Origin of the sequence: Leeuwenhoekiella blandensis MED217, assembly GCF_000152985.1 — a bacterium.
Taxonomy (GTDB): domain Bacteria; phylum Bacteroidota; class Bacteroidia; order Flavobacteriales; family Flavobacteriaceae; genus Leeuwenhoekiella; species Leeuwenhoekiella blandensis.
On record NZ_CH672395.1, the window covers coordinates 2,967,631 to 2,993,311 of the forward strand.

Here is a 25,681-nt window from a genome sequence, read left to right on the forward strand (position 1 = left end):
TCTTTTTCTTCAGTATAGCAAGAAGGCTCCGTTAAAAATTTCTGAAGCCTTGGAAGAAATTTAGGAGCCTTATTGCGGTTTTCGCCCTAAGGCGAAAAATACCTAAGAAAAAGGGTCTTTTCTTTTGATTCGTTTTCTTTGGACAAGCAAAGAAAATGAATGAACACGATGAGTAGTAAACATTACTCAAATCGACGTGAGGAGATTCACGAGCTCTCGTGAAATAAAAAATCGTGCGAGTAAAGAAACGTAAATTGAAAAAATACACTTTCAATTCATCTTCCCTTTCTTTTTTAGCTCGTGTTCATTCATATTATCCGAGAACTCGTGAGCCTCGTACCTCGGTTTGCATTGCGCAAAAAACACCATAAAAAACAGGGCAAAAGCTCGTCCCGAGAAGGGCATCCCCCAGGCAACGCCTAGGCATCCCCTAGGATAGTGTATGAAGAGTGTATGAAAACAAGATTTAAAAGCTTTAATTTTAAGATTTCGTTAACATAGAACGGTATCAATACTGAGGTGCTTTAGGCATACGCTAATACACCTCCACCTTCCTCCTATACCCAGCCCATGCTCAACCACAAATACTGTGGGCAAGTGTGGACTTAGTGTGGGTTTACTGTGGACTCACTGTGGGAGCACTAGGCTTTAATCCAGGAGTGGGCATTCAGCAGTTGGCAGTCACAAAAGACAGAAAACCGTAAACGGTAAACAGAGAACAGTCGGCAGTAAGCAGTCGTTATTTCTGCTGTTTGTTATTGCTGATTTGTTATTCCGTATTAAAATACAAAGGCAGAAGTACAAAATACAAATAAGCAACGTACTGTCACTTCGAGTGATTCTCGAGCGCCTTAGCGCGAGAGGATTGTATCGAGAAGTCATATCCAGTAAGCAGTCGCAGTGGGCAGTTGGCGGTTTGGAGTTTTCTGTTTGTAACGTTTTGAGAAGTTAGATAAAAGAGTATAGCATAAAGAGCAAAGACTATTGGAAAATACAAAGGCAGAAGTACAAAATACAAATAAGCAACGCACGGTCACTTCGAGTGATTCTGGAGCACCTTAGTGCGAAAGAATTGTATCGAGAAGTTGTTCTGAGTTTGTAGTCGGCAGTCTCAGTGGGCAGTAAACGGTAAACAGAGAACAGTCGGCAGTAAGCAGTCGCAGTGGGCAGTAAACGGTAAACAGAGAACAGTCGGCAGTCGCAGTTGGCAGTGGGCAGCAAACAGTAATCGGTAAACAGAGAACCGCATAAGCACTACACATCCCATTCTAATTTTGAACTTTGAATCTTGAATCTTCTAATCTAGTCTACTTCCCGCTGATAGGCTTTTCGCTTAAAGAACTGCAAACGCTCTGCAGCCAGGGCTTCAGCCTGTTGCATAAAGCGTTTGCACAGGTGATAAGCCGCGTTGGCATCGGTATCGGTGACGGTATATGTACTTCCATACCGCAAGTGCTGCTGGGCATGGCTAAGCAGGTGCAAACGACGACGGGCTTTAAAAGAGGTGGTTTCCAGCAGTGTACTAGGGAACGCTGTAAAACTGCAACACAGGGCTAAAAGGTAGTTGAGGGAGGTGTAGGCCGGACTGTACTCCCAAAACAAGCGGATCAAGCCCAGGCAGGTCTGGATCAAGGCTTCCTCATACATATGCAGTTGCACCAGCGCATCTTCGCGAGTATCCAGAATACGGGTACTCTCGATGAGATAATACGCCCGGTTGCTGCGGAGGTCCCAATATTTTTTGAGCTTATCAACCTGTTGTGGGTGGTACAAATACCCTTGCTTTAAAAACCCGCGTAAGCGATCATCTTCCGCATAAAGGGGTTTCCCCTCGCCCAATGCCTTTTGCAGAAAGTTACTGCCAAAATCCAAAGCGTTGTGCGCCCGCTTCAGGGTTTCTAAAATAAAACAGATGCGGATGCGCTGCCCGGTTTGATTATAAACCCGATCGGTGAGTTGCGACGGACTGACCCCAACCGACGTGTACGTGATCAGCAGCACCACCGCGGTGCTTTGGTTTACTTGGGTTTCGGTGGCCGAAAAACAATGAGCAGCCTGCATCCTGCTGTCTTGCGCGCTGTAGAGCAAATAGGCTGAATGCACGCGGTAGGTTTCTCGCAAATAGCTCATAGCCTCCAGCAGCGCTTGCTCCAATGGCGATCGGGTAGCATCCGTTGGGGAGACCGACGCTGCAGGAGTAGGTTTTGGGCTACAGGCTTCCAGCAGCTCCCGGGCTGCAGTATCTACCACCGTAAATACCCGCTCCATACGCATCTGTATCTGGTAACAGGTATGCCGGTCTATAATTTCATCTGAAGGGATCCCTTCTGCCGACCAGGCATCCAGCAATTCTAAGAGTGTAGGATCGGCATCGGGTGCTTCGGGTGTGGGAAAGAGCTTGCGCAATTGGGGAAGAAAAGGAACTACAGCAACGAGCTGGGCTTCTAAAGAAGGGTACGCTGTTAGCCTACCGGTATACAGCTTGCCCGCAAGCGCAAGACAGGTCTTAAACACCTCCACCAAAGCCAATACCGAAGCCGCATAGTCCTCCCGCTCAAACCAGTATACCGCAGTATCAAAGCCTTTACAGATACACGCCGCGTCCTGCTCCAGCTGCTGTTGCGCCTTAAGGTGCAGTTGTTCCAACTGCTGGTCGGAAGAATTTTTAAAGGTATCGGTTGCAGGCCGAGGGTAAATACGATCAGCCAAGTGGTATCCCCACAACCCATACACGCTTCCCTCCTGCTCCAGCTGCTGCAGCTGCTTTGAGGTATACACCTGCATCCGTACTACCGGAAACTGTACCTGCAGTACCGGGATTTGCTGTTGTAAATCGGCTAAGGCCCCGGCCTCCTGCACTACGATCAGGAGGTTGTAGATCGCATCGGGTGTTTGACGGGTTTTACTGAGATAGAGCGCCTGTATGGGAGCAGCTTGCAACAAGGCTTCCGTAAGCGGTTCGAGCGCCTCATGCAGCGCAACTTTAGAGGGGAGTTGGAGTTGTGGAGTCATAATTCAGTTTTACATATTCTACATTTGTCATATTTCTATACGACAAATGTAATAAAACTTTTCAACTGTCAACTAATTATATGACAAAAATGTCATACGATAAGATGACATTTGTTATATGACTAAAGACGCATTAAAGAAAAAAATAGGTAACCGCATCGTTAAATTACGGGAGCAAAAGGGTTGGACACAATCTGATTTGGCTCGTGAATGTGGTAAGGATCGACAAGCTATTGAGAAGCTTGAAAATGGAAAAGTAAATCCTACCGCGTATTCTTTATTTGAAATAAGCAAAGCCCTTAAAATAGAGCTTTACCAACTTTTGAAGTTTTAATTGAATGTCCTTTTCTTCGAATAGGAAGCTTTACATTCCATCAATACCCCTCATCCCCAACCCTTCTCCTACAGGAGATGGGAGCTCCTATGCGAGTGAGCTCTCTCCTAACGTCGAGATTACTGATTGTTTTTAAATAGAATTACTACTCCTACCCGAAGGGTTAAACGAAACTAAAACTCCCTCGGTTCAGAATAGACGCGGGCAGCTCCGAAGGACAGGAGCGGTAGCGACGCGGAGCTGACAAGGCGGTTTTTGCCTGATAAGGCAAAAAATTCCTAAGCGTGGGGGTCTTTTCTTTTGATTCGTTTTCTTTGGACAAGCAAAGAAAATGAATAAAATATTCTATAGGAACTAAAATAAATAAAACGCGTTTAAGCGAACTTTCAAATCAAGAAAAGACCCATCTTCGAGCTGAAGAACTCTACCTCATCGCCTTAGCCATCGACGTACATCCCGGGGAGATGTTTATGGAGTTGCATCAGGACCTGAAATTACCGGAGGAGTAGGTTGTATTTCTTATATTCTATCACAAAAGCTCGATGCTAAGTAGCGCCATTACCACTACTATTCATGTTTCCTTTCTTTTGTCTTGATACAAAAGAAACAAAAGATCAAGGCTCACAAGACGGTATCTAAATTTATCGTTCACTGCACTGCATGCGCTTAACTCGACCGCTATCGCGGCCTCAAACAGAACCGCTTGCTACGTTACGTTCACTTCAAATTTCACAATACCTTCTTGTAGGCCGTTTTTAAATTATAGCTAAGAGTAACATTCTTTAGTCTTCCCTCGGTTCAGAATAGATGCAGGAAACTCGGATTAAGTTGGCAGTCAAAGTTTTCAGTTTGCAAGAGTTACTACTAGTTTAAGACTATAAATTATTTATACCCGAAGGGTTTCCAATTCTTTTTCTTCAGTATAGCAAGAAGGCTCCGTTAAAAATTTTTGAAGCCTTGGATTTTTAGAATAAAGACTATAGAGAAAAGATCAAAGAAGAAGTATTCAAACCCGAAGGGTTACACGCCCTCAAAATTCCCTCGGTTCAGAATAGACGCGGGCAGCTCCGAAGGACAGGAGCGGTAGCGACGCGGAGCTGACAAGGCGGTTTTTGCCTGATAAGGCAAAAAATTCCTAAGCGAGGGGCTCTTTTCTTTTGTTACTTTTCTTTGGAGAGGCAAAGAAAAGTAAGGAACAAGAATAATGATACAAACTTCAATTCACACCCCTTTCTTTTTTGCATCGCCCAAAAAAGAAACAAAAAAGTCTAGGCTTATTTTTAGATCCTTGAAAACTACGCAAACGCCTTTCCCTGCGGATAGCAAACCGCTACGCTAAGCTATCCTCCTCTGCCCAACGCTGCGGCGCCCGCTTGTTTTACTACAAATCTAAAAAGTAGGCCGGTTTTTTATTCAGTTATCAGTAACAGTACTCAGTAAGCAGAATACTTATTTTAAATCAATAAGAAAATTGCTCTTATTCATAAGCGTTATATCTACTCATACCCGAAAGGTTAAACGAATCTAAAACTCCCTCGGTTCAGAATAGATGTAGGAAGCTCCGAAGGACAGGAGCGGTAGCGACGCGGAGCTGACAAGGCGGTTTTTGCCTGATAAGGCAAAAAATTCCTAAGCGAGGGGCTCTTTTCTTTTGTTACTTTTCTTTGGAGAAGCAAAGAAAAGTAAGGAACATGAATAAAAAATACACTTTCAATTTATCTTCCCTTTCTTTTACCTTGATGCAAAAGAAACAAAAGATCAAGGCTTATTTTTAGATCCTTGAAAACTACGCAAACACCTTATCCTGCGGATAGCAAACCGCTGCGCTAAGCTATCCTCCTCTGCCCACCGCTGCGGCGCCCGCTTGTTTTACTACAGATCTAAAAAGTAGGCCGTCTCCAAATTGAAACTAAGAATAGTATTCTTTAGCCCTTCCCTCGGTTCAGAATAGATGCAGGAAGCTCCGAAGGACAGGAGCGGTAGCGACGCGGAGCTGACAAGACGGTTTTTGCCTGATAAGGCAAAAAATTCCTAAGCGAGGGGCTCTTTTCTTTTGTTACTTTTCTTTGGAGAGGCAAAGAAAAGTAAGATGCATTAATAGTAAGTTACATTGCTTAAAATGAAGGCATAAGACTCCCTAGCTCTCGTAAACCAAAATTATGCGAGTAAAGATCTTCCTCTAAAATTTATCTTCAACAGCTTTAAAACACCGTATACAAAGTCGTAACGAGTCTACCTTTAACTCCCGGAGCCGGTAGGGATACCAGCTCTTTAGCGGCTTTTACTTTAAAATTAAAAGGGGGTGCCAGTAGCGCTACCCCACTGTGTTTTTTAAGGCGGATGCCTTGCCCCGAAATGATATCGATGTTGGGGGTAAACTCCTGATCGGGCAGGTGCTCGGTAAGGATCACATAGCGATAGGCGTATAACTTGTTGACGATGGACGCAATCTCTGCATTGGAGAGGTGTTGCAATACCTGCCGTAATAATGCACAATCGCCCTCGGGCAAGGGATCTTTAGCAAGATCCAGGGTTTCAAAACTGAGCTGCTTGCTTTTAAACCTCTTGGTGTTGTACGCGATCAATTCCGGTACGATATCTACGGCTTTATAGGCTTGGGTGTAGGGCACCAACTCTTTCCCCACATTAAAATCACCACAGCCCAGATCACAGACCACCGGTGGGATTTCTAAGCTTTTAAAAAAGCCAATAACCGCTTTTAGGTACGCCTGTACCGTCTCGGTATCGTGCGAACCCGCCCCGGAATAAAAGTCGGTATTCCCGCTACCCCACAACTTCTTGGCATATACCTGCTGCATCGCGTCTTTGGTAGGCCAGGGTGTTTTGGTGGGTTTGGTCATTGGGGACAATTAATTGTTTTTAGAAGTATTCTTGAACGGGTTGAAACTTTTAAACTCCTGCGCAGCGTGTTGTGGAGCGGGGGTTTATATCATAAAAACTGATTTTTTGAAGTTGAGTTATCATAGTCTTGATTGTTAACGAAAAAGTCATACGTTATGGCAAAACCAAATACCCATAACAGTGACTTTTGAAATTCATTATGACCAATTAAAGCTTCTATTTCATCTGCTGACTCTTCGGTAAGGTCTAAGTGATCGCATACTTTTTTGAGTTGTCTGGGACTAAATTTATTAGAAGAACTATAGGTCTCACCAAGAGCTCCTGTTAATTCTTCTGCAGTCCTCTCGTAATTACCATTATGCAATACGGTTGCTATTCTTTTTTTACTAGTAGCTTTTAACCTTCCCCACTTACCCTCGCCTTGCCAAAATCTTAAAAGTTGATAGGTTTCATATAAACTAAAACTTCTTCTTCCGGAAAGGTTATTTTCTTCCAAATATTTACCAAATAGTTTATTGAAGGTGGTTCGTGAGTTTATACCTAAACATTGGCATATAATCTTTCTAGGTATTGGCACCGGAAAAAGATTTTCAAAATGAAGCAGTAAATCTTCATCGGTGAGTTTATCTAGAGGTGTTTCTCGTAAATCTATCAATGAACCATAATGTAACAAGTAAATGATAAACCGTCTAAACGATTTAAACTTAAAATCAATCAAACAACCAATTATGAATAAATAATTTAGCTCGCCTTTGTAAGTGGATATTTTAAAATCTTCTTCATTCATCATCATAAAAAAGGCCGCATAAAAATGTTCTATACGGCCTCAAAATTTAATAGTATTATTTTTTTGAATTTGACTTTCCCGTAGTTTTAGGAGGATTATTACTTCTACCTTTACCTGATGGGTTTCCTGTTTTACTCGGCCCATTTTTTAACCCGCTTGACTTAGACATAATTCTTAAGTTTTTAATTAATACTATGTCAAAACTAGATAAGGATTTTTAACTGCCTTGTAAACTTTGGACGTTAACTGGATTTATAAAACTTCGGGTGTAGAATCTACATCTTCGTTAAGGGTTTCCATTATTTCTTTGAAACTGTTTAAACCAGCTTCGATATTTTCTATTATTTCAACAGCTAGAATATCAGGATCAGGGAGATTGTCTAAATCGGTAAGACTTTTATCTTTTAACCAAAAAATATCAAGACTTGTTTTATCTCTAGCGATTATGTCTTCATAAGTGTATTTTCTCCATCTGCCCTCTTCGTTTTCCTTACTCCAGGTTTCTTTTCTATTATTGATGTTGCTTGAATTGTAAAGTTTTATGAACTCTTCCAAATCTGAAAGCAGCATCGGTTTTTTCTTTAAGGTATGATGGACGTTTGTACGATAATCGTAGAACCAGATCTCCCTTGTCCAAGCCTCTTTGCTTGCGGGCTTGTTTTTAAAGAATAGTACGTTTGCCTTTACACCCGGGCGGTAAAAAATTCCTGTAGGTAAGCGCAGGATGGTATGTAGATCAGCGGTTTTGAGCAATTGTTTACGTACTTCTTCACCTGCTCCTCCTTCAAACAGGACGTTGTCAGGAAGTACCACTGCTGCCTTGCCATTAATTTTTAACTGTGTTTTGATGTGTTGAAGAAAGTTGAGTTGTTTGTTTGATGAGGTCTCCCAAAAGTCCTGGCGGTTGTAGCTTAGATCTTCTTTTTCCTGCTCCCCTTCCTCATTCGTTATGGTCATGCTACTTTTTTTACCAAAGGGAGGATTGGCTAGCACATAGTCAAAGCGTTTGCCATCATCAGCAATAAGTGCATCGTTGGGATTGATAAAAGGTTCACCGTCTATCTCACCAATGTTATGCAGGTACATATTCATAATGCACATGCGGCGGGTATTGGCCACAATCTCATTACCGTGAAACGTATTGTTCTTAAGGAATTGTTTTTCTTCTTTGTCCAGTTTGTGGTGTTCTACAATCCAATCATAAGCAGCCAAAAAGAAGCCCCCCGTACCGCAGGCCGGGTCAGCAATGGTTTTTTTAGGTTGGGGCTGTACACAGGCAACGATGGCCTGTATTAATGAGCGGGGGGTAAAGTATTGACCAGCCCCGCTTTTTGTGTCCTCGGCATTCTTTTGAAGCAGGCCTTCGTAGATTTTTCCTTTAATGTCTGCGCCCATCATATTCCAGTCTTCTCGGTCTATCATATCAATGACCTTAAGCAGTTTGGCCGGATCCTGTATTTTGTTTTGACTCTTGGTAAAAATCTGACCGAGCATTCCTTTCTCTGTAGATAAACTACGAAGCAATTGACTGTAAAACGATTCTAATTCTGCACCTCTTTTACCCGAAAGTGTTTCCCAATCACATGTTTCACCATCTTGAATTTCATTACCGTCTACATCTTTAAGTTTCGGAAATTTCAATCCTTTATTATAAGGTGGTTTATTGAGTTCGTCTGCCATTTTTAAAAACAGCAAATAGGTGATTTGTTCTAAATAATCTCCATAGCCAACGCCGTCGTCACGAAGTACACTGGCAAGGTTCCAAATTTTTGATATTATAGTTGAGTCTGTCATTTTAATACTGTTTTAAACCACTTTATTGCTACTTCACCATCCATTTGCTCTATTTCAGAGATGCTTCTTGAATGTCTAATTCCGTTTCTCAGGGTTCCAAGTTGATTGAAACGGATTTCTAAATTGTTCTTGTCTTTGAATATTGAAGAGAATATTTCCCAGTTTTGTTTGGTAACAATGGTGTCTTGATACTCTCGAAGATCAAAAAACTCAACCCTTTTTGAGAAATTATTGTAGTCTGTGCTTGTGACATTTGGTTTCTTTTTGATGTCAGAATCTATCCTTCTTTGAACCTTATCTTGAATGTGTGGTGGAACGCTTTCCCTATAGGAAATCAAATCTTCTCCAATTTTGGAAACAATTAGATCACGAATGGTATATTCTATTTCTTCAATTTCTGAATCCAGATGTTTTAGGTGAGCTGGAATGTTGATTTTTTCATCAATCAATTGGGTTTGAATAGCTTCAAAAATAGTTCGCTTACGCTCCTCTAAAAATTCATCAAAATCGTCTTTTGTAAAAGGTTTTCTTAGTAAGATGCTAACCGCATGTCGGCTAATCAAATGAGATTCAAAAACCCGATATACTTGGTTTTGATTATTGTTGTCCAACATCTCCTGAATGTAGTCATGCGGCATTCTGTTTCGAATAATATGGCGATTGGTACTATCTGAGATAGGAGTTCTGTTCAGTATGCTATTGATAGCTTTACCGCCCTCTTCTTTGAATATAGAATAAGGGACAATGTGATGATCGTCTAACTCGCTGTACTCAGGTAATTCAAAGCTGCTCCAGTCTCTTGCTTCATTAATAACTAGCAAGTTAAAAATGGCGTTGTATATAGCTGAGCCTTTGGGGTTCTCGTTTCTAAGATCAATATACTTTACACTATTGGTAAACTCTTCAATCATATCGGGCATAGCATCCTCATCGAAAAACCACTTTTTTAGACCCATAAAATCTTTAGCGGTGGTAGATTCTACTGAACTACTGTAACGATTTGTAAAAATAGATGCCCAATACCATTTTCTGATTTTACGGTTTATGTCGAGAGTATTTGATGGTTTAGTTTCAGCAACAAATTCCTTGATTGCTGCAAATGCAGGGATAATAGAAGGGTAAGGGACAAAAGCTGATTTTATCGCTCCAAAGTCCCGTGGGTTCTGTAAACTTTCAATGGCCTTTTTTAGAGCCTTTACGGACTGATACCAACGCTCATTAAATTCTTCAACATCCTCTATAAGAATGATCTGATCCTTACTACCATCTGGCTTGCGAATAGTTTTTTTTGATTCAGGAACCAGATAATACAAATACTTAGATGAACAGTAGGCTTGCTCTAGTACAGACATGACCTGAAGGATGTAAGTCTTCATTTTCTTTGTGTTTGTAAAATCCAATTGCTCTTCAGCATCACGCCACATTTGTTTAAGAAAGATATCTTTTGGACGAAGCATGGCATTGAGCAGGTCAAAAATGTCTAGCCTTACACCTTTCGAGTTGATTTGGGTGAAAATGTCACAGACCTTGGCCACTTCAATTTCATGATCCAGTTCTATATAGCTGATATAGAATTCATTCAACAATTCCTCAATAATGCCTCGGAATTGCTTTGCCCCATCAGCGTATAGCTCAAAGGACTCTTTATCCTTTTCAATTTCAGTGGCCTCGACTTTATCCCGCCAATAGTCACGGTATTCTTTAATCCAATCGCTGGTACCCCAGCTACCGCCTTTCATTTCGCCTAGAGGAAATGTGTGGCTTTCAAACTGTGCGTTTTTATCTTTTAAAAAGCGTTTATTCTTTTTGGTAAGGAATTCATAGCGGATAAAATTCTCGTAGTCCTCCTCTAAAAGTGCTCGTATATCAATAAGGTAAATAACACCATTGCTTCTTTTTGGAAACGGAATTTCTGGAGCGAAAAAAGCGTAATGAATAGCTGTTAAACGTTGCTGTCCATCAAGAACTATATGCTGTGCATCTAGATTGTCTTTAAACCCATAAATAGGTTCACAACTTAGCATTTTAAAGTTTTCCTTATTGCCTTTCCAAAGTAGTAATGTTCCGATATAATAGTCCATGAAAATAGAACGAATGAGTTCTAATACATCCCAGGGTGCCCATTCAAAATCTCTCTGAAAATCAGGGATTACATAATGCCCCTTTCTCAAGCTATCAATTAAACTGCCCAAATGGACGCGATCGGCTTTTTCTACATTCTTCATTCTACTTGTTTTTTTCTGCTTTTATCCTCTCCAACAACACACTCGCCGGCTCATAGTCTGGGTGTGCTTTGCATTTTGCGATTTCTTTATCGCTTAACAAGGTGCCTTCAAAGGCCTTCTTTAAAATGCTTTGGCGCAAGGCCTGTGCTTTTTCTAAACTGTCCTGTATGTTTTGCTCTACAGCATCACATACCGACAACCGACTTTCTATTTCTTGAACGATTTGGTGTTGTTCCTCTACCGAGCATAAGCTGAACATTGAATTATTTAGCTTTACAAGGGTTAACCTTGTTATTGCTACACCTGCTATATTGCTTAACATTCGGTTTCGCGTTACTTGAGCATTGAGAAAACTTTCAAGAAACTTTGGATTTATAAAAGACTTAATTGTTCTAAACACCCCTACACTCGATAAAAGGGAAAACTCTTCTTCTAAAGTATTAACGGCTGCTCTTCCTGTTGTAGCACCATCTTTAATATAAAGCACATCTCCTTTTTTTACATCACATCTACCAAAAATGGCTTCGTGATCTTCTTGCGTCACATAAGAGATATTTCTCAAATCAATTCTTCCTTCTTTAATATTCTTTGCAGTTATGTACTTAAAGTCACCTTTTTCAATATTTTTTGGAGAGAAGTGTGTACCGTCCATTATTTTAAGACAAACGTTACCTAACTTTTCCCAAGCCCAAGTATTTGGGATTATAGGTAATTCTTCTATTTCATTTAGTTCAAATTCTTTTATTTTTCCTGGTTTTCCTGGCTTTTTTCCTTCTTTGTCATTATTCTCCCAAGATATGACAGCCTCTTTCCATTTTGCTAGTTGTTGTTCGTAATGTTTTTGACGCTCCTTTTTTATTTCCTTCAGCAATTCCTCAGCAGTCGGTAACTCAGTTTGTTTTTCTCTCCATTCTTTGGTCAACTTTCCCTCAAACGCCTTTTTTAAAACGGCCTGCCTGTAGATTTTGAGTTGGTCTTGTGCTTTTTTTAGGTCGGCAATACCACTGTCTAAACTACTAAAGAGCTCTTCAATTTTTTTGACGATGGCTTGTTGTATGGGTAGAGGAAAAAGTTTCGTTTTTAAAGCCTCTATTTTTGTCGCTGAAATATTAGGTTGTGCACCACCATAAGCTTGTTGTTCAATATCTCTTTTTAGAGAGTACAGTAAGTAGTAAATGTAATTATTTGATGTAAGCTCTTCTGAATGAGGAATTAAATTTCCGACACGTTGGTTTTGATAAGCTTTTTTATCAGAATTATAAATACCAAACTTACCAGTTGTAGCACCTGACATTGCAATTAGAATATCTCCTTTGTTTACAATGTGAGAATCATATTCTATATTATCATCAATTCTTTTTGCGTTTTCAATATCTACATTCCAATCTTGGATATCCCCAATTCTTATTACAGGAATACCATCCTTTTGATATTTACTACTCTTAAAAGCATATCCATTTTTCAACTTCAATAAACTCCCTAGAGTACATTCAACCCAATCTTCTCTCATTATGCTGCTAGTACTTCATTGAGTTCATTAATAATTTTATTCATTTGCTTAGCAAAAAATTGATGCATTTTTATAAAGTGTTTTATCGCATTTGCTTAGGTTTCCCTGAATAGGTGACTTGAAAAGAAAAAGGTGTTTTTCTAGTACTAACAATCTTAATAATTTCTTCCCATTGCTTTGACAAGATTAACAACATATCCCAAACAGAGAGATTTGCTTTTTTTGAAGCACCCCTAATGAAAAAAAGGCCTATTCCTGCTTCGTGATAGGCAGCAATCTCATCCTTGCGTTTATCAAGGTGGATATCGCGTGTAATAATAAAAGAATTGTTGTTTTTTAATTGAGCAATCCACTCAATGTCCTTAACACCATAACCAAACTTATCTTTAAGCAACTCTATTTCAAACACTTTACCCTTACGCTTAAGGTTTTCGACGTTTTGAATGGTACGAAATCCTTTAGCCAAATGAGGCGGCATATTTTCATCAAAATAAATGATCACGCCGCACGTCTTGATTTATACTGTATTGCGTCTCTGACTTCAGCCTTATTTAACTCATATATCGCAGCAATATATTCAATGCTTTCACCGGCTTGATAATGATCATAAATAATGTCAGGAAAGGTATTATGCGTTTTAAAAACAGGTTGCCCGAATTTTCGTTCAGGATCTATAACAATAGACTTTTTCTTACCAAGCGGATAATACTTGGATGCTAAGTTCTCATTGTTAAATTCAAGCTTTACGCAAAAGTCCTGTATTAACTTTAAGTTGAACTGCTTTGAACCGTCAAGTGTTAATGTTGAACCGTCCTTATCAAAATAGATCTTCCTCTTGTCTGTATGTATATTTTCCAGCACATGTTGAAGCGCAAAAGGAAAAGCGGTATTATAAAGTTCTGAAAGTTCGGTATGAGCTTTCATCACTTCCCGAGGTTTGACTCCAGCCTCAGAAAATTGCATCATTACATAAAATTCTACAAAGGTGTGAAAACTAACGGCTCTTTTACCATCTGTTACCCAAGAATATTTTTCACCATATTCCTTGCTTAATTTTCCGTCCCAATAGATATTAATCCATCTATGAATATGGTGGTATTTGACATTTAAAATGTCAGCTATCTCTGTAGCTGTAAAGCTACCTTTTCCTATTTCTGGTATATTTTCGAAGTCCATAAATATTAGTCGATAAAAATAGAACTATTTCTAAATATCAATAATCCATTTAACATTATGCTGCTAATACTTCATTAAGTTCATTAATCAAGTTATCCATCTCATCTCCAAAAAGCTGATACATTTTCCCTTTACCGCCCTTGGCATCAAATGGAGTATAGTCGAGATCGTCCAATTCTATGTGATAACTGCTTACGACGTGGTCTTTAATCATCCGTAGCCATGCTACCTGTTCTGGTGTAAAGCGATTGTGTTGCCCCGCGTTTTGTTTAAACATCCAGTTTTTAAAGTTTTCGTCAATGGTTTTATCAAAGGCTTTAAGCTCGCTATCAATACCGCAAACTCTTCTTATAAGCGAGACTAAGGCCGTTAATTCATCTTTGGGTTGTTTTGGTGCCATTTTACCCTTCGACAAGCTCAGGGTGACATAAGCGTCCCAAACATAATCAGGTGCCAGTAAGGGTTTTTCCAGTCGTAATTTTTCCATCACTTCCTTGATCATTTTAAACGTGATATCCCTACGATTATAGGGATGGTTGTAAAAAATACTCAGGGCCTTTATTTCGTCTTTATTTGCTTTCAGGTAGTCGCTAAAATCAGTTACAATTTGCTGTGCCTTATCTACAGTAGTGGTTTCCCATTCACTTTTGGTTACCGTATCAAGGTTGATGCTGTCTATAATCTGCTCGTGTTGCTTGCGCACGTTATCAAGGTACTCATTAAGTTCGCCGGTAAAGGTTTTACCGGCTTCAAGAATCAAGGCTTCCTGTGCTTTCTGCTTAGCCTCTTGTTCTAAAGCAGGAGTTCTATCTACTTTAGGTATTTTATCTATTTCCTGCTGTGCCTTTTCATCAATAGCGTCCTGGTCAAATGCCGTTATAAGTTCTTTTGTGATCTGCTTTAGATTTTTACCTCCTGAAAATTCGAGAAGCTTATCCTTTTCCTTTTCGGTAATCTGCTTTTCCAGTCGAATGAGTCGGTTAGCCAAAGACAAAAACAAATCTTCGTCTGCAATCCCCATAGTCACTGCTCCCAACAAATCTTTCATAGGAATAGACGGCTTGCGTTCCAGGGGTCTACTGTCTGTCTTTTTAGATTTGGTTGCGCCTACAGCATCCACGATCACAAAGTGAGTTTTGGTTTTAGCTGTTTTACTTACCAACTGTAACGAATCGCTGTTGATGGTGCGGGTACCACGGCCCTTCATTTGCTCAAAATAGTTGATGCTTTTTACATCACGCATAAACAGCAGTACTTCTAAGGGCTTTACATCGGTTCCCGTAGCGATCATATCTACCGTTACGGCAATACGGGGATAATACGAATTCCTAAAACGATTCAATACCGATTTAGGATCTTCGTCAATTTTATAGGTTACCTTTTTACAAAAGTCATTGCCTTCATTAAATTCCTCGCGTATGATTTTTATGATATCGTCTGCGTGACTATCCGTTTTTGCAAACACTAAGGTTTTGGGTACTTCATAGTCCCCATTTTCATCCAGACGATTTGGGTATATTGTAGTTCTAAGGGCTTTTTTATATTCTTTGATAATGTTTCTAATCTGACTGGGGTTGACCACCTTTTTATCTAAATCATTGCGCTTATACGCCGTGTCCTCATCCTCCTGTTGCCAACGTTTTTTACGAGTCAATTTATCACGTCGGTCTACAAACCAGCCAGCCTTTACAGTTTCTCCGTTTTGAGAAATTTCGGTTTCAATCGTGTACACATCATAGGGTACATTAACCCCATCTGTCACCGACTCCTCATAGGTATACTGACTCACCACATTTTCATTAAAAAACCCAAAAGTTCTTTTATCAGGTGTAGCGGTTAAACCTATGAGAAAGGCATCAAAATAGTCCAATACTTGTTTCCACAGGTTGTAAATGGAGCGGTGCGCCTCATCAATCACGATAAAATCAAACTGCTCTATAGGTACTTTTTCGGTATACTCCACCGGCACAGGCGTATTGGTTTTCATACGCTTTTGCATCCAGCTGGACTCATTAGGATTGTCCAATTCTGCGCTCTCATCAAGCTCCTCGCCTTTTAAGATAGCATACAAACGCTGTATCGTAGAAATACAAACCTGACTGTCTGAGGCTATATAACTCGAAGACAACCGCTGTACATTATACAACTCTGTAAACTTTCGGTTATCATCAGTAGGCTGAAAGGTCATAAACTCCTGTTCTGCCTGTTCGCCCAGGTTTTTAGTATCCACCAAAAACAATACCCGCTTGGCGTCGGCGTGTTTCAATAAACGATATATAAAGGTTGCTGCTGTAAAGGTCTTCCCTGCACCCGTTGCCATTTGTATTAAGGCTTTAGGTCTGTTATTCTTAAAAGAAGTTTCCAGATTATTTATTGCAACAATTTGAGCAGGACGTAATCCTGTTTCATCTAAAGGTGGAATGGATAACAAGCGCTCCCGAAGACTTTTACCCTTTTTAAGCCAATCTGCAATGGTTTCCGGTTTATGAAAACTAAATACGGTTCGTCCTCTTGGTTTAGGATCACGATAATCGGTAAACCTGGTGACTGTTCCTGTACTTTCGTACACAAAGGGTTTTTCGTTATCCAAAGTAAAAGCTCCTATTTTGATAGGTTCTTTTGAATATCTCACCGATTGTTCCTCTACCATCAACAGACGGTGTCCTTCCTCTTCTTTTTTAGCTTCAATAACTCCTACAGGCTTGCGGTCTACAAAGAGCATATAGTCTGCAGAGCCTGAGACTGTATTGGTTTCTCTTAGCGCTACACCTTTACCCGCAGAAAGATCAATGGTACTTTTTGACTGTACTATCCAATCTGCCTGCCTAAGCATCTCGTCTATTTTATCACGGGCTATCTGTTCAGGGTTCTGGTTAAGGTCGTCGGACATTTAAACTTTGGTAGTTGATTGTTTAAAAATATAAAATCTTATGGTTTAATCACTTTTTAAAACTACGAGTAATACACCAATTATTAATGAGGAAATCCTCATTTTAAACATAAGCTATTCAAAAACAATAGCTTAAAGCAATTATCACACCTCTAAACATCAATATAGCATTAGTAAAAACCGGTATATTCTGATATCTTGCACCTACCTAAGGCACTGTACCCCAAACCTATATATTAATTTACAGCTTATCACTGCTCAACTTTAATACGCCAACTATGGATTCTACAAACGATCACGACCACCACAAGGGGCAACAGCCACACAACGCATCAAAGCAGGCTTATGACACCAAGTACTGCCGTGTCGATAATGAGCAACCTAAACAACATCTGCCGTATGTGCGCTTAGGGCATTCCATTTATTATCTCCGTAGCTGCAGTGACCTCGCATCACAGAATTAGGGGGTGTGCATCTTTTGGTTAAAGGGGTTGGGGGTTGCTTCTGTATTGGGTTAAAAAGTCATCTAGTTTTTTAAAGATGGTGAATAAATGGTCTTCTTCTATTTTTTCTTTTAAAAAGTTACTAAAGTCTTCAAACCTTATCTGCTCTTGCGTATAGTTTTCCTTTGCAAAATGGAACCAGCCTTTATGTTTACCTTTAAAAAAATTCTTATCAATTTGCTGTAATTCGTAATCTTCAAAAACTATTTCTTCGTAAATGGAACAATCTTCAAGTGCACCCCGTTGAAGTTCAACGATAACATTCATACTGTGACTGGGATTATCCCACAGCCCAGCATGCCCTATTGTAAACATTAAATCTGGATTGCGTTTTGAAAAAACATGTATGAGATTAGTATTATTTCTTATACTATGATTCACATAATTTTGCTCAAAATCAAGATCTTTAAAAGCCTTAATTATTTGATTGTTGACATACTCTTCAAAACGATTAAAAAACTTTTTAGCTTGTAGTAATTGATCTCGATGCTCTTTATAAAATTGTAGTTCCTCTGGTTTCATATCGGGTGTACTCATATTTTGAATGTTTTGGGCTAAATCTTTTAAATAAACAGCATATTTATCACTTGCTTTAAGTAAATATGCTCCGCTGTTTTGCAGTACGCGCAGCATTAAGTCTTGATGTCTAATATTTATGTAATGCTTGGCTTTCTTGCGGTGTTGATATTTATAAGCTGGAACCGGGTATAAAGAAAGTATGACCCCTATTTTATTCTTATCAGGATCAGCTGCGACTTTTACGCTATTCCAATAGTCATCCAAATCATTGTGATCTATAAGATGATACACTTTATTCTCGATGATGATGGCTTGCTGCTCGTTGTGTAACAGCAGGTCAATACGTCCTCCTTTATCTGTGCTATATTCGGTCTCTATTGTAAAATCACTAAAACTTTGCAAGGCTTCTTTTTGCTTGCCTAGTTTAGACTCCTGTATTAATTCAAGTAAACTTTGTATAAACAGGTCTTGAAATCCGTGCTCTTGTGCTACATCATAAAAGAACGCGTAAATATTGGATAACACATTCTCGTAGTGAGGCTGCTTGGCAATTTCTAAAAAGGTTAAGGGCTTGGGTTCGATAACAGGTATTTCTGCAGTGTCAACGAATTCTTGGAGGGTGGTTAGGTTCATTGGGTGGTGATAACTTATTTGGCGTATTCTTGGTTGAGTTGCTCTAGCTTTTCATTATTAGCTGATATAAAAACAACTAGCTGCTTAACTGTGTTTTCAATGATTTGTTCTCTAAAATTATGATCTGTATATAATTGTGTCAAAAGCCCCTTATCATCCAAATCTAAATACATGTTTTCTTCAGCTTCAACATTTAAATTTTCAGGTAGCAATACCAATTCACAAATGGGGTACAATAGTGTACAATTAATATCCTTACTATACTTAGGGTTTAATGCAGTTGCTCGTTCCTGATTTTCTGCTCTATTTACTATTCCGTAGTATACTGGTCCATCTTCTGCATAAAAGGATTCCATCCCAAAGTAAAAAGGAACACTATTCTTATTTCCTAGATAAATGGCTATTTCTTTACCCTTTTCCTCTACGTGTAAATTATTAAGCTGAGATTGTGTTAAAGCTTCAACTAAGGACTCTTTTACTGCTTTTTTAAAACTTATTTGAATTTCTTTAACCGCTTCATTGTATGCACTATTAACAGCTTCGGCTGCAACAAGGTTTTCTTTAATAGTATTCTTTAATTCGATCATATATCTAGGTTCTAATCGGTTGGTTATTTTCTTTACAAGATTGAGGTATTGTTTTATACCTTGTGCAACGTAAGGGTTATTATCACAGTGTTCTAAGATATCTGTTAGCCATTTAAGTATGTCTTTGCTATAGCTCAAAAGATGATAATCTTTACCCGCTATTAAGTCTCCTTGACTACTTGATGATGCAGGTGTCCCCTCTTTTGTGAGATAGAACACAACATCCTTTTTATTTCTTACCGCGTTTACATAACGTAAGATCTGTTTATCCTGATCGCTTGAATCCACTTTATTCTCAATAAAAATGCGTCGATGAGGTGTGTCAATCACAAGATCTACTCGACCTCCCGTCTCCTGCTCATCATCTCGAAGTCCTAAGTTGAGTTCTTTATGAATACGCACATTACTTAAAAGTTTGGGTAGTTCGGCCTCAACTTCTATTTCATCAAAACCTACTTTAGCTAGAAGTATTTTTAAAAATGCTTTTAAAAATACTTCTCCTTGATGGTGACTTCCTTTGGGATTGAGAAGCTCTGCCAACATTGCCGAGTGGGTGTTGTTTTCATAACGTTCAATCTTAGTGATGCTAAAAATATTAAAGTCTTCTCCAGAGTCTTTTTTTGCCTCCCGATCTCTTTGTACTAAGTCTTGAGTTTTAGCTAATAGGGACTCTACTTCTTTAGTCATTGTGTTTGTTGGTTATATGAATTATTACAATTAAATAGCTAATTACAAACTCTTAACAGTGTCTATATAATCTGAGATATCCTTTGTGAGACTCTTATTAAAGCTAGAACTAGATGGATGCGGATTAACCATAAACGGTATATTACGATCAAGCTTTAGATAGTATATTTTTCTATGTTCACCTTCAATTTCAAAATAGTACTCCTTTGGATAATTATTCCATAATCGGTGTCCCCAAAAGAATACAATGTCTGGTTGTAACTCCTTTACAACTTGTTTAAAAGCATCTATACTTTTTGAGAAATCTTCACCAGATGGAGATTGTCTGGCTGCGTGCATTGGGCTTTGTACATAATTGTAAAAACTTATACTGTTCCAAAATTCAAGAACCTCCGGAGAAGACAAGGTTTTATTAGCATATACATTAGCAAAACGTGTGAAAGTATTCATCCATCTGTGATAACCTTTACCTGTATTTTTATAATGTAAATAATCATCAAGTACGTTTTGAGTAATTAGCTCAATACGTTGTTTGTTAGCTACATAATCTGCGTAATCAGTCTCGTTGAGATAATGACTTTCTCCCAATACGAGCACTTTAAATTCTTGACTGTAGTAATTCTCACCTACATAGGGCTTAAATCTGATGGTATGCATTTTGGTTTGTTTTATATGTGTTCTTATCTATTTAACGGTTTAATCACTTCTCTAAAATATTCCAGGATCATCACCATCGCGAGGGTGTCGAGTTCGCAATAGCGCAGAAGTCCGTTTTCAATTTCCCGGCGTTCTTCGGGAGTTACGGCTTCAAACTGTAGCTTTCCGTAGGCGGTAAGGGCTGCACCCCCATCGCTGATGCCCTCGATGTTGGTGACTGCGGCATCCAGCTGTTCGGCATCCCAATGGTCAAACAAGGGCGGCAGGTTTTTATACGGACTCACCACCGTACCGGCTTCGTCCTCCTGTATAAAGCGGTGCTGGGGTGCAAAGTTGAGACTGCTTACATTAATGCGTTCCAGCGGCTGACTATATTTAACCCTTAGGTAGGCGCTGCTGTTGAGTACCGCCGGCAATACCGCTTTGATACTGTTAGACCCGCCCAGTTGCAGGTCGTAGTAATAGTCGGTCACCAGTTTGTACAGGTCGATCATATCGCGTGCGCCCGTCCAGTTGTCTACCGCTGTACGTGTACTGTGACTGATCTCTTGTATAAACTGCATCAAAGCTTCCCGATCGGGCTCGTCTGAGGTTTTGAGTTGGTTATAGATCACATTGAGAATGGTATTCTCGTGGTTGTGGTATCTAAAGATGCTTCCGGTATTGGTTTCCAGCGCTGTTTTAAGCGCCCGTACAAACTCAAAGTTGGGAAACGCGCCAATGCGGGTATTGATGTATTCGGTATGGTGGGTGACGCTGCCATCCTCATCTATGATATGATGACTGAACTGAAACACCAGTTGCTCATAGGGGTGCATCCCCTTTACAAAGGGAATCGCCACGGCGGTGGTCTCAAAATCGATGCAATTGAGCGGCCAGCTAAACTGTGCAAAAGCATCACGCAGACCCTCCCGTTCAAAATACGGCTCAGGATCCTGAGCGAGGGTCTTTTCTACCTGTAGGGCTTTGCGCTCGGTGCTGCTGATCTTTCCGGCTTCGGGTTTGACCTTAAGGTCGGCATCGGTAAGCTGGTGCATAAAAAAAGTACCGGCCTCCATCAATTTTTTAGATGCTCTAAAATTCCACACGTCATACACCTTAGGTTTATTGATCTCCCCTACCCGAAGCTGCAACTGCTCCTGCCAACACTCGTGAAAACCGCTGCGGTGGGTCGCGGTAGGCTTTTCGGTATAAAACTCACAGCCCTTGCAGTGTTTACCTATAGGCGTGTGCAGTTTGATATCTTCGGCATAATGCTTTTTAAAAAAGGCTAGCGTTTCCGCAAAAGTCATCCCTTCAAAGCTTGGGTTTGTGGTAAAGATCTGCTGAAGCTCTTCCGCCACAGGGATCTTGGCCAAAATAGACGCACCTAAGTCGGTTATCTGGAGTCCGGGAGTTACTTGTACGCCCGTACGCAGATCGGTGTCGCTAACCAGCTGAAAATGCTGATGCAAGCCATCTACGGTAGCCACGGCGTCTTTATCGGCCAGGTAGAGATAGGGTGTGATCTGAAAATCGGGATGCGCCTGTGCGATCACATACTGCTGAAAGGCGACATCGTATAAATAAGCAGACCAGCCACCGGTCACCGAAAACCCGTTATGCCCCCTACTGCTAACGGATTTTGCCTTGACTTCGATAAGCTGGATCTGCTTTCCTTTTTTTACTAAAATATCGGTACGAATGAAGTAGCCGTCGTGTAAAAACGCGGCTTCAAAAATAACCACCTCCTCTTGCTGCAAGAGCTTGTGGGTGCGTGCGGCTAATGCTTCGTAATTATAATCTTCGCCTAAAATAGCAATGCCCTGTGGAAAGTGTAGCCGTGCTAATTCTTCAACCTGAAAACCGCCTTGTGCTAAGGCTTCGAGAAAGGTATCGCCCACCTGCTGATTTTCATACTCCGGCTTGCGGGTATAGTACAGTTTGGTTGGGCAATCCAAGGCTAGTTTAAAGCGGGACTTGGTTAGGAGTCGGTTATGAGTTTGGGGCATAGTTGATTATTGCTATAAATATAATTGTTCTTTTTTTAATGACTTTACGGAATTCTGCATTTAGAGCAGATTTATGGATAAATTGTTTATTTCGCACCAAGCTTTTAACAGTTGCTTTTCGACCTCAGTAGCATTACGATTCATTTTTCCTTTAAACTGAACGACCGTTTTATCGATGACTTGAATGGTACAACAGGGAGTAAAGTGCCCCTTGCGCTGCACGCGTAATCCAAAAATGCGGGAATAGTCCTGAAGACAGCGGTTTACGTAACCGTAAACACAATGCTTCAACACTTTAGATTCGTTATATAAGGTATGGCTATCGGTGATCTCTTCGATCTTATAAAGCCTGTCATCCAGCGTGGCTGTATAGGGTTTAAACGTTCGGGGCTCCCAGGTAACCACAGGCTTATCGAGGTCTACCTCTTCAAAACCGTAGCGATGCCAATGATTCATTTCCCGATTGAAGGACGCCAGCGTTTTATCTTTTAACGAATAGGTGCCGGTAGTATCTATAGCTGTATAGCGCTTATATCCTATATAATCCAGAAATACCGTTGCCCCCTGAAAGTCCTCTTTTTTAAAATGGGTGATGTAGAAGCGTACCACCTCTTGCCAAAAGGCGATGTCTTTTTCAAAGAGATCGATATCATATTCCCACTTATGCGATAGGGTAAGTAATTCTAGTAATGCATCTAAATGCTGCGGTACATTTTTGTACAGGCGTACAATACTGCGGTAATGCTTTAAGGTATTGATTTGCTCAATACCTTCTGTTTCCAGATACGGAATACCTCCATAGAGAAATAAGTGGGCTTCCTGTTTAGACAAGCCTAAAAACGGCAAGGTTTTTCTTAGGCTACGTTCTTCAAAAAGTACCGAAAAGATTCTTCGCTCTAGTGCAGGCAGCTTGGTTTTAGACGTATTGATATAGCCCGGCATCGCCAAACTACGACCAAATAAGAGTTCGTGTAAAGCAATACAAGCTTGAAGATCGCGTACCGAAGTCCACTTCTGGGCAAACAGTCGTGCGCAGGGTGACAAGCGGTTAGGATGGTTGCCGTAATAACACGCCAGCTGAATCATCGCTTGTGCAATGAGTTCGCCCCGTAGCCATAGGTTGGTGGCCAGCACCTCTTTCATAAAACACAAACTGCGACTGAGGGCCTCAAAAGATTGGCGCGTGATCAGGTAATCATCTGCCATCAAATAATTAAGAGCCGACTTATACAGCAGATACCGATATTCTTTAGCATCAAAATACGAATCAAAAAAGCTGCTCCAGATCTCGTATAAGGTAGCCTTGCTTAGGCACGGGTGATCTACTTCTAACCCAAAGTCTTGCAACTTCTCGTGTAACAGGTGCAAGGATGCTGTTACTTTAGGAGGAAAGCTATGCTGTGCTAAATAGGCTTGAAGATCCATAGACATTGTTTGTGATTTCAAAGGTCTATGGAAGCTTCGCCAAAATACGACGGTGGTAAAACTTATTTATAATTTGCTAAGGCTTCTTGCAACATGTGCTGAATCTCTTCTCGTAGTTCCTGAGGCTCTTCAACGATCACAAAGCTGTGCATTTTAAGGAGTTGAATTTTAAACTCGTAGTTAGGAATCAGCACATAGGTTACAGTGCCGTATTCCGCCTTCTTTTCATACTGAATGTCCTGAGAGCGGTGTAAAGGCAGGCTTTGTAAGTACTTAAGGTGTTTATGAAATACCTGCAGCCGGATCTTTTGAGGCCGAGCAGCCCCCTCATTAAAGTTGAGACCAACGATCTTAGCAAATTGGCCGAGTTGGTCTTCATAGTCCGTACGCTTCACTTGGGTGTGTCCGCTGATTTGAAGCTGTTGTATGCGGTCGATCCCAAAAGTACGGATCTCCGTCGCCCCCTCCGGCACGCCCACCACATACCAGCGGTTGAGGTATTCGCGGATTTGCAACGGAGTCATGGTATACTCTTTTTGGGTTTGATTCCAATAATTGATATGCACAAAGCTCAGTTGATGCTGTTGCTGAATCGCGGCCACGATGGTCTTGACCTGCTCGATCCCCTGAAAGATCGACGAATCGTCCAGATGTACGATATCGGCCAATTTACTGAAATCGGTAGTTCCTTCTTGAAGCAAGTGGCCTACATTAGCGAACTCGATAAGTTTTAAGAATTCGTAAACCGCTTCCTGATCGCGTTGTTCTACGTGGTATCCGTTGGTTACACTCTCGTAGATAATATCAATAGAAAATTCCTCCCGGATGGTCTTCAGGTCGCGCTCCAGCGTTCGCGAAGAGACTTCGCCTCCGGTGAATTCGGCTACAGCATCTAGCAATTGGTCTTTTGAAATACCGGATTTATGCTTTACATAGCTGATGATCTTTGCCAGTCGGGCTGCTTTTTTATAGGTACTCATAGTTTGGAAGGTTTCTTCAAAGATAGGATAGTCCGTCATAATTTGACGTACTTAATCCTTATTTTTAAATTTAAAATAAAACGTATGTCTCCCACCCGAAACCAAAAGTACACCCAACTCGCACAACAGCTACACGACAGCTTAAGCTTAATCAACAGCCTGAAAACCCAAGCGGTAACAAAGCATCAATACGCGCTCGCCGCGCAAGACCGGGAGGTAGAAGCGCTTTTGGAAGAGGCGGTGCGTAGACTTATTGAAATACGAAAGTAGAGATACAAAATACAAAGTTTAGTCAGCAGTCTCAGGTTTGCTGTTTGTGGTTTACTGTTTCTGGTTTCTGGTTTCTGGTTTCTGGTTTCTGGTTTATTATTCTGCATTAAAGTACAACGTCAGAAGTACGAAATACAAAGTTCAGTCAGCAGTCTCAATTTGCAGTTTGCGGTTTATTGTTTATGGTTTATGATTCCGCATTAAAGTACAAGGTCAGAAATACGAAATACGATCTGTTAACGCATAGTCATTTCGACCATCGGGAGAAATCGCATCTGATGTGCGTGTTTCATCAAATACCCTCATCCCCGGCCCTTCTCCCGCGAGAGAAGGGAGCTAGCAACCTGTGTGATCTCTCCTAACGTCGAGATGACTTAACATACCCATACCCGAAGGGTTTCTTATTCCTTTTCTTTTCTGCATCCGACGACCGCAGAGAGCCAAATGCACCTGTTGTACTATGTACTGGTGTTAGTCGTATTAGTAATGGTAAAAAAAAATGAACAAACACGATTTAAAGCAAAACTTATCAAACCAATGCTAGGTAAGTAATCCTAGTTTCCCGAGCGGCCTGTCCCAATGAAGATTGGGAATTTTATCGCGTGTTGCGTTCACCCAAATACCATTTTAAACCAAACAAGTAACTCCCTTCCTTCGAAGGAAGGGTTGGGGAAGGATGACATAGCAAAGACTAAAACATCCCTCTAAATCTCCCTTCAAAGGGAGACTTCTAAGACAAGTACTTTGTTTATTTATAAATTCTGGTTATCGCTTGGTCCAAATACGCTTACTACTCTCTTTCCAACCCTACGGAACATCACTCCACGTGTGCTACTATC

The 25,681-nt window shown here is 40.5% G+C and carries 17 protein-coding genes; 2 read left to right on the forward strand and 15 right to left on the reverse strand.

The window, feature by feature from the left end:
- Window positions 1-1,302 precede the first annotated feature (1,302 nt).
- The gene (locus MED217_RS12775; RefSeq protein ID WP_009780945.1) at window positions 1,303-3,012 is read right to left on the reverse strand and encodes a hypothetical protein; all 1,710 of its coding nucleotides are present in this window, start codon (window positions 3,010-3,012) and stop codon (window positions 1,303-1,305) included.
- A gap of 118 nt (window positions 3,013-3,130) precedes the next feature.
- On the opposite strand from MED217_RS12775, the gene MED217_RS12780 reads away from it, so the two are divergent.
- A complete protein-coding gene (locus tag MED217_RS12780) occupies window positions 3,131-3,346 on the forward strand; it encodes a helix-turn-helix domain-containing protein (protein ID WP_009780946.1) in 216 nt (71 codons plus the stop codon).
- Between the two features lie 2,201 nt (window positions 3,347-5,547).
- Here the strand turns inward: MED217_RS12780 and MED217_RS12785 are convergent.
- From MED217_RS12785 to MED217_RS12850, 14 genes are all read right to left on the reverse strand, one after another.
- Window positions 5,548-6,207 carry a class I SAM-dependent methyltransferase gene (locus tag MED217_RS12785; protein ID WP_009780947.1) on the reverse strand — a complete coding sequence of 220 codons (660 nt, stop codon included), beginning with the start codon at window positions 6,205-6,207 and terminating at the stop codon, window positions 5,548-5,550.
- An 89-nt stretch (window positions 6,208-6,296) separates the two neighbouring features.
- Window positions 6,297-7,001, reverse strand: a complete 705-nt coding sequence (locus MED217_RS12790) for a hypothetical protein (RefSeq protein WP_009780948.1) — start codon at window positions 6,999-7,001, stop codon at window positions 6,297-6,299.
- Between the two features lie 246 nt (window positions 7,002-7,247).
- Window positions 7,248-8,789 (reverse strand): class I SAM-dependent DNA methyltransferase, encoded by a 1,542-nt coding sequence (locus MED217_RS12795; protein WP_009780950.1) that lies wholly within the window; start codon window positions 8,787-8,789, stop codon window positions 7,248-7,250.
- On the reverse strand, window positions 8,786-11,014 hold the full coding sequence (locus tag MED217_RS12800) for a GmrSD restriction endonuclease domain-containing protein (RefSeq protein WP_009780951.1): 2,229 nt from the start codon (window positions 11,012-11,014) through the stop codon (window positions 8,786-8,788). The genes MED217_RS12795 and MED217_RS12800 overlap by 4 nt, the downstream gene beginning before the upstream one ends.
- A 1-nt stretch (window position 11,015) precedes the next feature.
- Complete coding sequence (locus MED217_RS12805; RefSeq protein ID WP_009780952.1) at window positions 11,016-12,524, reverse strand: restriction endonuclease subunit S; 1,509 nt, start codon at window positions 12,522-12,524, stop codon at window positions 11,016-11,018.
- Between the two features lie 82 nt (window positions 12,525-12,606).
- Window positions 12,607-13,026 carry a PIN-like domain-containing protein gene (locus tag MED217_RS12810; RefSeq protein WP_009780954.1) on the reverse strand — a complete coding sequence of 140 codons (420 nt, stop codon included), beginning with the start codon at window positions 13,024-13,026 and terminating at the stop codon, window positions 12,607-12,609.
- Window positions 13,023-13,700 (reverse strand): DUF433 domain-containing protein, encoded by a 678-nt coding sequence (locus tag MED217_RS12815; RefSeq protein WP_009780955.1) that lies wholly within the window; start codon window positions 13,698-13,700, stop codon window positions 13,023-13,025. The genes MED217_RS12810 and MED217_RS12815 overlap by 4 nt, the downstream gene beginning before the upstream one ends.
- 55 nt (window positions 13,701-13,755) lie before the next feature.
- The gene (locus MED217_RS12820; protein ID WP_009780956.1) at window positions 13,756-16,590 is read right to left on the reverse strand and encodes a type I restriction endonuclease subunit R; all 2,835 of its coding nucleotides are present in this window, start codon (window positions 16,588-16,590) and stop codon (window positions 13,756-13,758) included.
- Between the two features lie 482 nt (window positions 16,591-17,072).
- Entirely contained in the window at window positions 17,073-18,245 is a 1,173-nt protein-coding gene (locus MED217_RS12825; RefSeq protein ID WP_009780958.1) for a PD-(D/E)XK nuclease family protein, read from the reverse strand.
- 14 nt (window positions 18,246-18,259) lie between these two features.
- Window positions 18,260-19,519, reverse strand: coding sequence for a PDDEXK-like family protein (locus MED217_RS12830; RefSeq protein WP_009780959.1), 1,260 nt, complete (start codon window positions 19,517-19,519; stop codon window positions 18,260-18,262).
- 42 nt (window positions 19,520-19,561) lie between these two features.
- Entirely contained in the window at window positions 19,562-20,176 is a 615-nt protein-coding gene (locus tag MED217_RS12835; RefSeq protein ID WP_009780960.1) for a hypothetical protein, read from the reverse strand.
- A 23-nt stretch (window positions 20,177-20,199) separates the two neighbouring features.
- Window positions 20,200-22,167 (reverse strand): DUF2779 domain-containing protein, encoded by a 1,968-nt coding sequence (locus tag MED217_RS12840; protein ID WP_040532830.1) that lies wholly within the window; start codon window positions 22,165-22,167, stop codon window positions 20,200-20,202.
- A gap of 60 nt (window positions 22,168-22,227) precedes the next feature.
- The gene (locus tag MED217_RS12845; RefSeq protein ID WP_009780962.1) at window positions 22,228-23,592 is read right to left on the reverse strand and encodes a PcfJ domain-containing protein; all 1,365 of its coding nucleotides are present in this window, start codon (window positions 23,590-23,592) and stop codon (window positions 22,228-22,230) included.
- A 62-nt stretch (window positions 23,593-23,654) separates the two neighbouring features.
- A complete protein-coding gene (locus tag MED217_RS12850; RefSeq protein WP_195891563.1) occupies window positions 23,655-24,572 on the reverse strand; it encodes a helix-turn-helix transcriptional regulator in 918 nt (305 codons plus the stop codon).
- Between the two features lie 84 nt (window positions 24,573-24,656).
- Between MED217_RS12850 and MED217_RS12855 the strand changes: the two genes are divergently transcribed.
- Complete coding sequence (locus tag MED217_RS12855; RefSeq protein WP_009780964.1) at window positions 24,657-24,842, forward strand: hypothetical protein; 186 nt, start codon at window positions 24,657-24,659, stop codon at window positions 24,840-24,842.
- Window positions 24,843-25,681: the final 839 nt, after the last annotated feature.

Bases quoted from the DNA above. Each gene is read 5' to 3' on its own strand.
- MED217_RS12775 (WP_009780945.1), bottom strand. From the start codon at position 3,012: ATGACTCCACAACTCCAACTCCCCTCTAAAGTTGCGCTGCATGAGGCG.
- MED217_RS12780 (WP_009780946.1), top strand. From the start codon at position 3,131: ATGACTAAAGACGCATTAAAGAAAAAAATAGGTAACCGCATCGTTAAA.
- MED217_RS12785 (WP_009780947.1), bottom strand. From the start codon at position 6,207: ATGACCAAACCCACCAAAACACCCTGGCCTACCAAAGACGCGATGCAG.
- MED217_RS12790 (WP_009780948.1), bottom strand. From the start codon at position 7,001: ATGATGATGAATGAAGAAGATTTTAAAATATCCACTTACAAAGGCGAG.
- MED217_RS12795 (WP_009780950.1), bottom strand. From the start codon at position 8,789: ATGACAGACTCAACTATAATATCAAAAATTTGGAACCTTGCCAGTGTA.
- MED217_RS12800 (WP_009780951.1), bottom strand. From the start codon at position 11,014: ATGAAGAATGTAGAAAAAGCCGATCGCGTCCATTTGGGCAGTTTAATT.
- MED217_RS12805 (WP_009780952.1), bottom strand. From the start codon at position 12,524: ATGAGAGAAGATTGGGTTGAATGTACTCTAGGGAGTTTATTGAAGTTG.
- MED217_RS12815 (WP_009780955.1), bottom strand. From the start codon at position 13,700: ATGGACTTCGAAAATATACCAGAAATAGGAAAAGGTAGCTTTACAGCT.
- MED217_RS12820 (WP_009780956.1), bottom strand. From the start codon at position 16,590: ATGTCCGACGACCTTAACCAGAACCCTGAACAGATAGCCCGTGATAAA.
- MED217_RS12825 (WP_009780958.1), bottom strand. From the start codon at position 18,245: ATGAACCTAACCACCCTCCAAGAATTCGTTGACACTGCAGAAATACCT.
- MED217_RS12830 (WP_009780959.1), bottom strand. From the start codon at position 19,519: ATGACTAAAGAAGTAGAGTCCCTATTAGCTAAAACTCAAGACTTAGTA.
- MED217_RS12835 (WP_009780960.1), bottom strand. From the start codon at position 20,176: ATGCATACCATCAGATTTAAGCCCTATGTAGGTGAGAATTACTACAGT.
- MED217_RS12840 (WP_040532830.1), bottom strand. From the start codon at position 22,167: ATGCCCCAAACTCATAACCGACTCCTAACCAAGTCCCGCTTTAAACTA.
- MED217_RS12845 (WP_009780962.1), bottom strand. From the start codon at position 23,592: ATGGATCTTCAAGCCTATTTAGCACAGCATAGCTTTCCTCCTAAAGTA.
- MED217_RS12850 (WP_195891563.1), bottom strand. From the start codon at position 24,572: ATGAGTACCTATAAAAAAGCAGCCCGACTGGCAAAGATCATCAGCTAT.
- MED217_RS12855 (WP_009780964.1), top strand. From the start codon at position 24,657: ATGTCTCCCACCCGAAACCAAAAGTACACCCAACTCGCACAACAGCTA.